10 protein-coding genes are annotated in these 12,487 nt (G+C 46.6%); 7 read left to right on the top strand and 3 right to left on the bottom strand.

The window, feature by feature from the left end:
- Nucleotides 1-346: 346 nt before the first annotated feature.
- On the top strand, nt 347-796 hold the full coding sequence (locus RIG66_RS31530) for a hypothetical protein (protein WP_446383736.1): 450 nt from the start codon (nt 347-349) through the stop codon (nt 794-796).
- Nucleotides 797-822: 26 nt separating this feature from the next.
- Here the strand turns inward: RIG66_RS31530 and RIG66_RS31525 are convergent, their stop codons facing one another.
- Nucleotides 823-1,572, bottom strand: coding sequence for a hypothetical protein (locus tag RIG66_RS31525; protein WP_446383734.1), 750 nt, complete (start codon nt 1,570-1,572; stop codon nt 823-825).
- 52 nt (nt 1,573-1,624) lie between these two features.
- Between RIG66_RS31525 and RIG66_RS31520 the strand changes: the two genes are divergently transcribed.
- From RIG66_RS31520 to RIG66_RS31500, 5 genes are all read left to right on the top strand, one after another.
- Nucleotides 1,625-1,987 carry a hypothetical protein gene (locus tag RIG66_RS31520; protein WP_446383732.1) on the top strand — a complete coding sequence of 121 codons (363 nt, stop codon included), beginning with the start codon at nt 1,625-1,627 and terminating at the stop codon, nt 1,985-1,987.
- 153 nt (nt 1,988-2,140) lie between these two features.
- Nucleotides 2,141-2,965, top strand: a complete 825-nt coding sequence (locus RIG66_RS31515; RefSeq protein ID WP_446383731.1) for a M90 family metallopeptidase — start codon at nt 2,141-2,143, stop codon at nt 2,963-2,965.
- 249 nt (nt 2,966-3,214) lie between these two features.
- The gene (locus RIG66_RS31510) at nt 3,215-4,795 is read left to right on the top strand and encodes a mechanosensitive ion channel family protein (RefSeq protein WP_446383729.1); all 1,581 of its coding nucleotides are present in this window, start codon (nt 3,215-3,217) and stop codon (nt 4,793-4,795) included.
- 148 nt (nt 4,796-4,943) lie between these two features.
- Nucleotides 4,944-5,240 (top strand): Mpo1-like protein, encoded by a 297-nt coding sequence (locus RIG66_RS31505; protein ID WP_044207192.1) that lies wholly within the window; start codon nt 4,944-4,946, stop codon nt 5,238-5,240.
- 153 nt (nt 5,241-5,393) lie between these two features.
- A complete protein-coding gene (locus RIG66_RS31500) occupies nt 5,394-6,782 on the top strand; it encodes an amidohydrolase family protein (protein WP_446383727.1) in 1,389 nt (462 codons plus the stop codon).
- Nucleotides 6,783-6,842: 60 nt separating this feature from the next.
- On the opposite strand, the gene RIG66_RS31495 is transcribed toward RIG66_RS31500, so the two are convergent.
- Both RIG66_RS31495 and RIG66_RS31490 read right to left on the bottom strand, forming a co-directional pair.
- Nucleotides 6,843-8,174: a hemolysin family protein gene (locus RIG66_RS31495; protein ID WP_446383725.1), complete on the bottom strand. Its 1,332-nt coding sequence runs from the start codon at nt 8,172-8,174 to the stop codon at nt 6,843-6,845.
- Nucleotides 8,175-8,209: 35 nt separating this feature from the next.
- On the bottom strand, nt 8,210-8,491 hold the full coding sequence (locus RIG66_RS31490; protein WP_446383723.1) for a hypothetical protein: 282 nt from the start codon (nt 8,489-8,491) through the stop codon (nt 8,210-8,212).
- Between the two features lie 177 nt (nt 8,492-8,668).
- Between RIG66_RS31490 and mfd the strand changes: the two genes are divergently transcribed.
- Nucleotides 8,669-12,262 carry a transcription-repair coupling factor gene (mfd, locus tag RIG66_RS31485; RefSeq protein WP_446383721.1) on the top strand — a complete coding sequence of 1,198 codons (3,594 nt, stop codon included), beginning with the start codon at nt 8,669-8,671 and terminating at the stop codon, nt 12,260-12,262.
- Nucleotides 12,263-12,487 lie beyond the last annotated feature (225 nt).

The raw sequence follows: 12,487 nt of genomic DNA, 5'->3' as shown, positions 1-12,487 counted from the left end.
TTTTTCAAACAGGTTCCGTTTAATACATAGCTCCCCAAAATTGCTCGCTTTCCCCCACACCCCACACCCCATACCCCACACCCAGTATCCTATCGTGGGTAATGTGGCTTAAGTTGACACCCATGGGCATTGCCGTGCCCTTACAGGTAACGCTAATACGCTGAAATATTGATTCAATAATATATTTTTCCGTTAACCTCGGTGGGTTACGGCGGATACTCCATTAAATGATTATCGCTTCGATTTAGATGCCGCCTAACCCACCCTACATTACTACGTTACACTATTCTCGCAGCATGATATATTATCGGTGGTCAATTTGAATTGAAGCCGAGAGGGAATCATCTTGACAGAAGAACAAAAGCTGATTGAAAAACTACAACGCATTGAATCCTTATTTGCAGGTGCAACCACAACCGGAGAAAAGGTAGCGGCGGCGAACGCCCTAGAACGTATCCGCGAAAAGCTCACCGATGTGCAAAAGCTTGATCCCCCGGTGGAATACAAATTCACATTGACGGATATGTGGTCAAAGAAGCTATTTTTAGCGTTATTACGTCGTTACGGGATTGAACCCTATCGCTATTATCGACAAAAATATACCACAGTAATGGCTCGTGTTCCCATTAGCTTTGTTGATGAAACCCTGTGGCCCGAATTTCAGGAGTTGGATGAGACACTGCGTTCCTATTTAGAGGAGGTCACGAATCGCGTGATTACGACGAGTATTTATGCAGATAGTTCGGAAGCTGAAGTTCGGCAGGGACGTTTAAAAGGTACAGAATTTAAAGAGTAATGGAGGTAATTCTGATTAGGCAAAGGCTAAGGAGAGACAATTTGAAATCCTGTCGTTTCTAGGATGACCTCAGAACCTTTACGGACAATAAGTCTTGTTGAACTCTCCGATAATTCAGGACGCTCTGGATTATCGATTGGTTGTTCAATTACATAAAAATAATCCCCATTTCTCCACCCGATTGTACATAGTCCATCGCGACAGGTCACTTTACCGCCTGTTAAATCAATACAGTTACCTTGGGAATCACATCCCTGATAGCTCAGATTTCCTGTTCTATTCACTCCTGACCAAGACTCTCGATTCCCAATCGTGATTGTCCACTCACCATTACTTAATGTTTGTGAGTTTCCGTCTCTAACCGTCTCCATTTTAGTAATCAGAGACTCTATTCGGGTCTTGCCACAGGGTTCAATACTTTGGCAATCATTAACGGGAATTCTATCATAAACAAGGCGTACTTTTTGATTTAGAAATAGGTTAGAATTGGCACAGATATCAAACGTTGCACCGATTTCATGTTCACTATTATTTTCATCAACCAGGCTAACGTAACACATTAGGTCACCATTAACCATACTTTTGACTCTACCAACGGTTGGGTTATCGCCAACGATTGGGGTTTCAGAACCAGAAGTCGTTTGGCTAAGGTTCGACGCGAATTTATCCGTACTGCTTTGAGCTGTACTGACGGAAGCTTTAGGCTCAGAGGGAGAGGGAGAATGACAGGCGATCGCGAAGGCTAACACCAGTCCCGATATAATGATAGTTTTCACGAGTGAATTAGCTGTATTACCTCATTGTACTCTAGTTTGAAGGGCAAAACTTATGAATTCTAACAAAAAGCTTCCTAGTGTTTCTATTTCCGATTCCCTCTACCAATCTTTGATAACCTACCAAGAGAAAAACCAAATTGACTCCCTTGACTCGGCGATTGTGGAAATCTTGACTCAATTTTTCCAGCTAGGCGAAGAAGCCAAACGCTATGCTACTGTCGAACAATTGGATACCCTCGCCGAAAAAGTTGACCGCCTCAGCCAACAAGTTGCGGCGCTGAGTCAGGTAAAGGCTAATAATACCCCAACCCAACAATCCGCACAATCCGCGATCGCATCTGAGGTATCTGAGGATTGGAAAGACATCGATGACGAACCCGATGAAATTCTCCATGATTTCCTGGAGTATCAGTAATCCGTTGGCTTCCCCCATGGAACCAAAAGCGAAGTAACATTCATTTGGCTTCCCCCTTTTGAAGGGTCACGGAAGGGGGATCTAATCGGGGACGGAAGGGGGATCAAAAAGGAGACGGGCATCCGGTGAGGGCTACAACTTAAAATAAATTATATGGTTGAAGCTATTATTGTTTTAGTAATTATTGTTGGGATTTGCGCTGGGGTTCTCTTGAGTCCACTTCTGACTAAATGGCGACGGAACCGCATTAAAAATCAATCGTTTCCTCGGCGTTGGCAAAGGTTTATCGAGCAAATTTTGCCATTCTATCACCGTCTACCTCAATCCCGACAACGAAAACTCCAAGGTTACATGGCTGTTTTTTTAGCTGAAAAACAGTTTATTGGCTGTAGAGGATTACAGATTACTGAAGAAATAAAACTGACGATTGCAGCTCAAGCTTGTCTGCTTTTACTGAATGATAGAGGGGACTATTACCCCAATTTAGTTTCAATTTTGGTGTATCCCAGCGCCTATCGGGTCAAACCAACAAAGCGAATCAGTGATTATATTGTAGAAGAAAGAGATGAAGTGAGACTGGGGGAATCTTGGACACGAGATCAACTTGTCCTATCCTGGCAGCAAATCGAATATGATATCCAGAATTGGCAGGATGGACATAATGTGGTTCTCCATGAATTTGCCCATCAACTCGATCAAACCGATGGGATGATTAACGGTGTACCGAAGCTGGACTCTAAGGCTGATTATCGGACGTGGGCGCAGGTATTTACCCAAGAGTATCAGCAATTACAACGTGATGCTCAACGCGGTAGAAAAACAGTGATGAATAAATACGGTGCGACTGACCCCGCCGAATTTTTTGCTGTAGCGACAGAGACTTTCTTTGAAAAACCTGAGCAAATGGTAAGGAAACATACTGCACTTTATCGGCAATTAAAACACTATTATAAGTTAAATCCACTAGAGTGGACGTGAACAAAAAGGGCTTTGTGATCTTGCACTATTCTCAGAATAGGAGGTATAGGGTGAGCATCCCAATTCATAGGAAAATGGCTCCGAACTAGGGGCTTATGCCATTTTTTGCTACCATAAAAGGATAAGTAAAGAAGCTTTATTTTCTTCATGCCGAAACCTCGGCTAATCTTTTTGACACCAAATTACCTAAAAAATATGTCATTATAATCATAATTAAATAGTTGAGGGTAGTGTTGCTGAGCAAAAATTATGAACGCATTAATCATTTTAGCTGAAGTCAGTCTGGTAATTATCATTTTCTTGGTTTTGATTTGGCTTGTGGGTAAGTCGTCAAAACTCTTGATTAAATACCCACTATTTAAGATCGAGGCGCAACAAGTCAAAATGATGCGTCGAAACATCACCGGATTGTTGCTCCTGACTGGCTCGGTGCTGTGCCTGGTGATTGTCGGTGTTAATTTTTTCCTGATCTATCAAGGCAAAGACTTACAAAAATATACACTGGACTTGATTAGGCTTATTCCACCCAGATTTTGGCTAGCCTTGGCAGTTGGCATGGCTCAAAGTCTTGGTGCGGTAATTTTAGCGGCGATCGCTCTAGCTTTGATCAAATACTGCCTCAAATTAGCTAACACTCGCGCCAAAAACCTAGACAGCAGCACCACCGATGATGAAAGCATTGATGCTTTTTTTGCCGAACTTTATAAAAGAATCAAATGGGGAAGTTGGCTGTGGATAATCGGTTGCTGTAGTCTGTTTCTAAATTTACCCGCCGTAATTTCTGACTATATTTTTGTCGCCCTACGCATCTATTTAATCATCGCGGTTGGATTACTTATTATTAAAGCGGCAGCCGCGATCGTGGATATCCTAGATGCTCTCAGTATCAGATACTCTAGCCCGGATAACCTATTAAGATTTTACGATCGCCTACGCCACCTGATCCCTTTTTTGAAGCGGTGTTTGGAATTGGTTCTCTACGCCTGCATCGCTACACTGGTAACTCAGCAGATTGAAGTCATCGCCAACCTGTCCGATTTTTGGCTGCGAATTATCAAAATTATTACCCTGATATTCTTGAGCCGGGTATTTTATGATGTGGTTTATTTACTGGCTGAAGAATTAGTCTTTAAAGAGAAAAAATTGACCGACAGGCAAAGAAGCAGACGCTTAACCTTGATTCCACTGTTTCGCAGTATATTGCAATACTTAATTTATTTCACCGTTGGGGTTTCAATCCTGTATACTCTTGATATTGATCCAACTCCTATCCTAGCGGGTGCGGGTATTATTGGTCTAGCGGTAGGATTTGGCGCCCAGGAACTGGTTAACGATATGGTTTGTGGCTTCTTTATTCTGTTTGAAAACTACTATTTAGTCGGGGATTATATTGAAGCCGGGAACGTGGAAGAGAAAGTCGTCGAGGGGACGGTGGAGGCGATTGAACTGAGAACCACTCGTCTCAGACATCCTAATGGTCAATTACAGATTATTCGCAATGGTGCGATTGGCTCAGTGATTAACTACTCCAAAGAATACATTTTTGCCGTCGTGGAAGTTTGCATACCTTATAATGCCAACTTAGCCCATGTCTATCAAGTCGTTGAGGAGGTAGGACAGGAATTAAAAGCCAATTATCCCGATGTACTCGAACCCACACAAGTTGATGGCGTGGAAAGTCTAGGGGAGTCTAACTTGTTGCTACAGACATTGACGAAGGCAAAGCCAGGAAAGCATCTTCAAATCCAGCGCATTCTGCGGAAGATGTTTATGGATACCTTGCGCTCCGAAGGTATTCTCTGTCCGGCTCCGATTAAAAAGGAAGAATAATTTAAGATGTTTACGCCCAGAAACTGTAAAGGACTCAGCCTTGCGTCCCTAGGGTTTCTTGGCGTACTATTAATCCACTCAATTGTGCCACGGCACTAAAATGTTTTAAGCCTGCTGAGTTGAGTGTCACTGTAGGAGAGTCCCATTGTTGAACAACTTCCAAGAAGCCAAAGCCCATTTCATCGCCTCTCATCGGCATCCGATTAATCAGAGGCTGCACCACCTCACCAACCTACTCGCGATCGCAGCCGTTATCCTACTATTCTATGATTGGCGGTTAACCTTGATTTGCGTCATCCTCACCCAAGTCTTTGCTTTGGGGGGACATGCGTTCTTTGAGAAGAATGAACCCGCGTTTCGCAAATATCCGGGTATCACTATCCTCGCGTCTCTATCTTGGTCATTCGAGAACTGGTTTGGCTTGCGCCCAGCCAGGAAGGGATGATTGGGGTGATGGGGTGATGGGGTGATGGGTATACCAAATCCCTTGGGCATTTTTTCCTTCTACCCCTTGGAGCCTTCTTGTCCCATAGCCCGAATCCGTAACATTTAGTAACATTAAAGACTTAAGCCTTCATCAACAAGTTGAGGAGTGAGAATGTATCAAGACTTGCTAGTGATCGATGCGGATGCTCATAAGCTAGAGAATCCGATGATTATGCGGGATTATCTAGAACCAGAGTATCGCGATCGCGTCGGTTTAGTGATTGATAGTCTCGGTGACCAACGGGCAAAGATTGTAGACTTCAATCCAGAAACCGGGAAAAATGACTTCCTGCGGATGTTTCCCCAACCTCAAGGGTTAGGGAAAGGTGGCTTTCGCAATCTGCATCCAGATACCACATTGGGTGCGATGTTCAATCGGGTGCGGATTCAACACATGGATCAAGAGGGAATTGATGTCCATGTTATCTTTGGCACGCTGAATCTAATCTTTTCGAGTATTCTGGATAAAGACTTTGCGATCGCACTTTGCCGCGCCTATAACAGTTACATGGCAGATGATTGCCGGGGCTATGATAATCGCCTCAAACCCATTGGGGTTATTTGTCTTCAGGATGTAGATGAAGCGGTTAAGGAAATGTATCGCTGCGTCAACGAACTGGGGATGATTAGCGTCGCCGTTGCGCCCAATATGCCGATTCCCCATCCCAAAGCCCCCGATGCATTCCCCGAAATTCGCACCTGTAAGGCAATTAGCCATCCTGACTTCCGTCCGATTTTACAGGCGGCGGTAGACTTGGATATTGGTTTAGGAATTCACGGGGGACCCGGTTCCTACATGGTGGGCGGAATTGCGGATCATCTAGAAACCTTTGTCCTCAACCACATTTTTGTCCAACGCAACCAGCAACAGTTAGCATTAGCCCGGATGGTATTTGATGGGGCGTTTGAACAATTCCCCACCCTGCGCGTTGGCTTCTTAGAAGGCGGTTGTGGTTGGCTACCGGATTTAGCCCATGCGTTCCATGAACATTGGGAAAAGCGGATTCGCGACTTTGACCCCAAACATCCCTATCGCCCGTCTTTGATGGAATTCACCAAGTTGATGATTCAAGAAAAAGGCGGACGCGATAATGTCAACATTATCTCTCAGGCGAAAAACCTGTTTGATTTGTTGTGGAATGCGGCACATGATCCGACCAAAATTGAGGATGCTAGCTTGTATGAACATTATGACCTGCGTCACCGTGACCCCTTCGAGTATTTTGAACGGGGTCAAATTTTTACGTCCTTTGAATCCGATGATCCGGGTCCAGCGTATTTGCCCGTGGCGATGGGTGAAATTGGTAAGCATTTAACCTGCTTCTCTGGAGATTACGGTCACTGGGATGGTGTGCTGCACGGCTGTGTCCAGGATGCCGCAACTGTTGCCGATTATGACCGAGAACATCTGGGACTGCTGTTGGCGGGGAATGCGTTAGCCTTATATGGCGATCGTTTACGTCAATCGTTGCCAGAAAAACCCATGGTTGGTAGCGTTTAAAACAATAGGGCGACCCGATTAGTAGAGACGTTGCATGCAACGTCTCTACAAAAAGGATTATTAATACACATCATTGGGACGCTGATAATACTCTTTAGACAACGGTATCACCAATACCTTATCCACCCGATTGCCATCCATATCCATCACTTCAAACCGTAACCCTCCCCATTCAAAATATTCAGCCGCTGTGGGAATGCGACCTAAATGAGTAATCACAAAACCGCCTAACGTATGATAGTTTCCCCGTTGCTCTCCCGGTAACTCGTCAATGCCAAATAGTTTGCGGAACTCTTCAACGGATAACATGCCATCAACTAACCAGGAACCATCCTCTCGCTGTACCGCGTGCAACTCATCCGCATCATCAAAAGAGGGAATTTCACCAATAATGGCTTCTAAAATATCATTGAGTGTGACTAATCCTTGAATCACCCCATACTCATCCACCACCAATGCTAAATGCGGTCCCGATTGCTTGAATAACTCCAATACTTTCAGCGCCCTTGTGCTTCCGGGGACAAATAACGGCTGTCGCAAGCAACAGGTTAGATCCAGGGGATGACCCGCGAGACAATGGGCAAGTAAGGTATTGACCTGCACAACACCCAGTACATTGTCAATCCCCCCCTGACAAACCGGAAAACGGGTATGGGAACTATTCATCATCTTATGGCGGTTCATTTCCGAGGAATCATTTAAATTTAGCCAGACAATATCAGGACGAGGCGTCATCAAACTACTCACCCGGCGATCGCCTAATCGGAATACTCGCTGCACCATGTCTTGTTCGACTTTCTCAAAGGTTCCGGCTTCGGTACCTTGCTGCATTAAAATCTTGATTTCTTCTTCTGTCACCGTTGGTTCTTGAGAGGGGGCGATGTCCAATAAGTGCAGTACCGTTTCCGTGGAATAGCTGAGTAAATGAACCGCAGGGGCTGTGAGTTTTGCCACAAATTTCATCGGGGCGGCTACCGCCGTGGCAATTAATTCGGGGTTACTGAGTGCCAATCGTTTGGGTACCAGTTCCCCGATAACCAGAGACAGGTAGGTAATTATGACCACGACAACAAATAACGCGATCGCATCCGCCTTGGATGCAATTAGGGGAATTTCCTTTAACTGAGTGGCAAGTTGTTCAGCAATCGTCGCCCCGCCAAAGGCACCGGCGAGGATACCAATTAGGGTAATGCCAATTTGAACGGTAGAGAGGAACTGATTGGGGGAATTAGTCAACTCCAAAGCCGTGCGAGCTTTAGAATTGCCTTGATTGGCTAACTGTTGCAGGCGTACCTTGCGAGCAGCGACAATCGCCATCTCTGACATAGCAAAGATACCATTGAGTCCGATGAGCAAGAGGATAAAGACAATTTCGCGAGAGACAGAGGACATGAGTGTAATGGCTGGGAATGAGGGAGAATGTATTCTCAGGTTCTAGTATCAAGCATGACTTGAGTTCTGGGTTTTGACTGTAGAGATAGATGGACTAAACAATAGAGTTGTTGGTTACTCCCTGAGTAAAGTTCAATTTTTCCCGACACCCGACACCCGACACCCGACACCCGACACCCGACACCCGACACCTGACACCCGACACCCGACACCCGACACCCGACACCCGACACCTGACACCCGACACCCGACACCCGACACCCGACACCCGACACCCGACACCCGACACCCGACACCCGACACCCGACACCCGACACCCGACACCTGACACCCGACACCCGACACCCGACACCTGACACCCGACACCCGACACCCGACACCCAGTAGTACCCTCAAATCCCTTGTCACCCTCTCAGGTGAGCAAGGCTTCTACAATGAGATAAGCCGATGGATGGCGGCTTGGGTTGTCTATTTCTAATAACGTGCGGTGAATCATGGCATTCTCTTCTATCATTCGGACTCTGGAGCGATCGCCCCTGACGGGTGAACTCCTCTCTAAACTGAATCGTCAGTCGTCTTTGCACCTGAATGGGATTGCCCGTCTACCTAAGGGATTAGTCTCATCTGCCATCGCTCAAGCCGCAGGGCGCAATCTTTTGGTGATCTGCGCCACGTTGGAGGAAGCCAGTCGCTGGGCGGTGCAACTGGAAGCCATGAATTGGCAAACGGTTCATTTATATCCCACCTCAGAAGCGTCACCCTACGAACCTTTTGACCCAGAATCGGAAATGACTTGGGGACAAATGCAGGTATTAGCCGATTTGGTGATTGATCATTCGTCAAATCCTGATCAGGGTAACCCACAAACTTCAACGGACAATGGACAGACAAAGCCCAACGGACAACTGGCAATTGTCGCCACTCATGCGGCACTCCAACCCCATTTACCACCAGTCGCCGCCTTTGCATCCTACTGCCTGACAATCAACCGAGGCGTAAGTTGGGATACGAAAGAAATCGATAAACAATTAGCACGCTTGGGTTATGATCGAGTGCCACTGGTTGAAATGGAAGGTCAGTGGAGTCGGCGCGGTGATATTGTGGATATTTTCCCGGTTGCTGCCGAATTACCCGTGCGTTTGGAGTGGTTCGGGGATGAACTCGAACAACTGCGCGAATTTGACCCCGCGACCCAACGCTCTCTAGATAAAATTGAGCAACTGGTACTCACCCCTACTGATTTTAGCCCCATTATTACTGATGCCCTCAGTGATACCCAAGCCCAACAGGTTCAAATCCATCTAGAGGAAGAGGAACAGGCACTCTGGCAAGCGGGGGGACATCTGGAAGGGAGTCGTCGCTTCTTGGGGATTGCGTTTGATAAACCTGCTTCTGTGTTGGAGTATTTGCCCGATAATACGGTTATTGCTATTGACGAACCTGAACAATGTCGCGCTCATTGCGATCGCTGGGTGGAACATGCTCAAGATCATTTAGATACGTTAGCCCATCCCCTCCCGCCTCTGCATCGTCAATATGCTGAATTATTCAACACGCAAACCGCAGTCAGGGCGGGTTTTGATGAAACGTTATCATCAACAACGAAACAACAATCCCTAAACCCGCCCCTACACACTCCAACCTTACTCTATTTATCGGAACTAGCAGAAGCGACAAATGAGACGGCGGTGAATTTAGCCAGCCGTCCGATTCCCGCCACACCACACCAGTTTGCCAAACTTGCAGAAATTGTCCGCCGTGAACGCGATCGCAAGTTTTCGGTTTGGCTGGTTTCGGCTCAACCGAGTCGTTCGGTGTCTCTGTTACAGGAACATGATTGTCCCGCCCAGTTTGTTCCCAATCCCCGCGATTATCCGGCAATTGATAAACTGCAAAGCCAGAAAACACCTGTGGCGGTAAAATATTCCGGATTAGCGGAATTGGAAGGCTTTATCCTGCCCACATTTCGCTTGGTTGTAATTAGCGATCGCGAGTTTTTTGGACAGCATACGCTCGCCACTCCCAGTTATGTACGGAAGCGACGCCGTGCGGCATCCAAACAAGTTGACCCGAATAAGTTAACTCCTGGGGATTATGTGGTGCATAAAAACCACGGCATTGGTCAATTTGTCAAGCTAGAAAGCCTCACTCTGAACCATCAAACCCGTGAATATTTAGTCATCAAATATGCCGATGGCTTATTACGAGTTGCCGCCGATCAGGTAGGGGTTTTATCACGCTATCGCCGTGCCGATAGCCGTGCGCCTCAACTGAATAAAATGTCCAGCAAAGCCTGGGAAAAGACCAAAAATCGGGTTCGCAAAACCATTAAGAAACTGGCGGTTGATTTACTTAAACTCTATGCCCAACGTAGTCAACGATCCGGTTATGCCTTTCCGGAAGATTCATCCTGGCAAGAGGAATTAGAGGAATCCTTCCCCTACCAACCCACGCCAGATCAACTCAAAGCCGTGCAAGACGTAAAGCGAGATTTAGAGAGCGATCGCCCCATGGATCGCTTGGTTTGTGGGGATGTAGGCTTTGGTAAAACTGAGGTAGCTTTGCGGGCAATTTTTAAAGTGATTACCTCTGGTAAACAAGTCGCCTTTCTCGCCCCAACAACCATTCTTACCCAACAACATTACCACACCCTAAAAGAACGCTTTGCCCCCTATCCGATTCATGTGGGATTACTCAACCGTTTCCGCACCGCCCAGGAACGGAAAGAAATTCAGCGCCGCCTTTCTACTGGAGAACTAGATGTCGTTGTTGGCACCCATCAACTCTTAGGCAAAAGTGTCAAATTCCGCGACTTAGGTATGTTAGTTGTCGATGAAGAACAGCGCTTTGGCGTGAATCAAAAGGAGAAAATTAAAACCCTGAAAACACAAGTTGATGTCCTCACTTTAACCGCCACACCGATTCCCCGTACTTTATATATGTCCCTCTCTGGTGTGCGGGAAATGAGTTTAATTACCACTCCCCCTCCCTCCCGGCGTTCGATTAAAACCCATTTAGCCCCCTATAATCCCGAAGCGGTTCGCACGGCAATTCGCACCGAATTAGATCGCGGCGGACAGGTGTTTTATGTAGTTCCCCGTGTCGAGGGAATTGAAGAAGTCGCCACGAAACTGCGGGAAATGATACCTAGCGCGAGACTGGCAATTGCCCATGGACAAATGCCCGAAGGGGAATTAGAAGCCACCATGCTTACTTTTAGTAGCGGGGAAGCGGATATCCTGATTTGTACCACAATTATTGAATCCGGGTTAGATATTCCGCGAGTGAATACTATCCTGATTGAAGACGCCCAGCGCTTTGGGTTAGCCCAACTCTACCAACTGCGGGGGCGAGTCGGGCGTTCCGGCGTACAGGCACACGCTTGGTTATTTTATCCCAAACAAGAAACCCTATCCGACGCCGCCCGCAAGCGCTTACGGGCGATTCAGGAGTTTACCCAATTGGGTTCTGGGTATCAACTGGCGACGCGGGATATGGAAATCCGAGGCGTGGGAAATCTCCTCGGGGCGGAACAATCGGGACAAATGGATGTGATTGGCTTTGATTTGTATATGGAAATGCTACAAGAAGCCATTCGCGAGATTCAGGGACAAGAAATTCCCCAAGTGGATGATACCCAAATTGACTTAAATCTTACCGCCTTTATCCCGGCTGATTATATTCCCGATTTAGATCAAAAGATGAGTGCGTATCGGACAGTAGCAGCGGCGAATTCTCAGTCTGAATTAGTCCAAATTGCCGCAGATTGGCATGATCGCTATGGTCCCTTACCCGCACCCGTTGAGCAATTATTGCGGATTGTGGAACTGAAGCAGGTAGCGAAATCTCTCGGATTTAGTCGGATTAAACCAGAGGGGAAACAGCACATCGCCCTAGAAACGCCCATGGAGGAACCTGCCTGGAAGCTATTGAAAGAGAACCTCCCCGAACATTTGCGATCGCGCTTTGTCTATTCTCCTGGTAAAGTAACAGTACGGGGATTAGGGGTTCTCAAAGCCAATAAACAGTTAGAGAATTTAATCGACTGGTTAAGCAAAATGCGAGGAGCCTTACCGGAAGCAGTGTGATGGAGTAATGGGAAACTGGGGGCGCAATGATATATTTTCCCTGATCAGTAGTCGGACAAAACCGATAACATTATCGGCATCGGTTTTACCGATAGAAGCGATGGTGAAGGCTCCTGCGCTCTATAGCCAGGAGATGAAACCGAGCAAACCGTCTAGGTAGCGAATTTATTCGCCAGTCAAATAATCCGGATAACACTCAGCCAACACTGTAGTATAATATCAGTA

Source organism: Coleofasciculus sp. E2-BRE-01, from assembly GCF_040221695.1.
Lineage (GTDB): Bacteria > Cyanobacteriota > Cyanobacteriia > Cyanobacteriales > Coleofasciculaceae > Coleofasciculus.
This window is presented reverse-complemented; position numbering and strand designations above follow the sequence as displayed.

Excerpts from the sequence above, each read along its gene's own strand:
- RIG66_RS31515 (WP_446383731.1), top strand. The coding sequence starts at position 2,141 with ATGGTTGAAGCTATTATTGTTTTAGTAATTATTGTTGGGATTTGCGCT.
- RIG66_RS31500 (WP_446383727.1), top strand. The coding sequence starts at position 5,394 with ATGTATCAAGACTTGCTAGTGATCGATGCGGATGCTCATAAGCTAGAG.
- RIG66_RS31520 (WP_446383732.1), top strand. The coding sequence starts at position 1,625 with ATGAATTCTAACAAAAAGCTTCCTAGTGTTTCTATTTCCGATTCCCTC.
- RIG66_RS31510 (WP_446383729.1), top strand. The coding sequence starts at position 3,215 with ATGAACGCATTAATCATTTTAGCTGAAGTCAGTCTGGTAATTATCATT.
- mfd (WP_446383721.1), top strand. The coding sequence starts at position 8,669 with ATGGCATTCTCTTCTATCATTCGGACTCTGGAGCGATCGCCCCTGACG.
- RIG66_RS31495 (WP_446383725.1), bottom strand. The coding sequence starts at position 8,174 with ATGTCCTCTGTCTCTCGCGAAATTGTCTTTATCCTCTTGCTCATCGGA.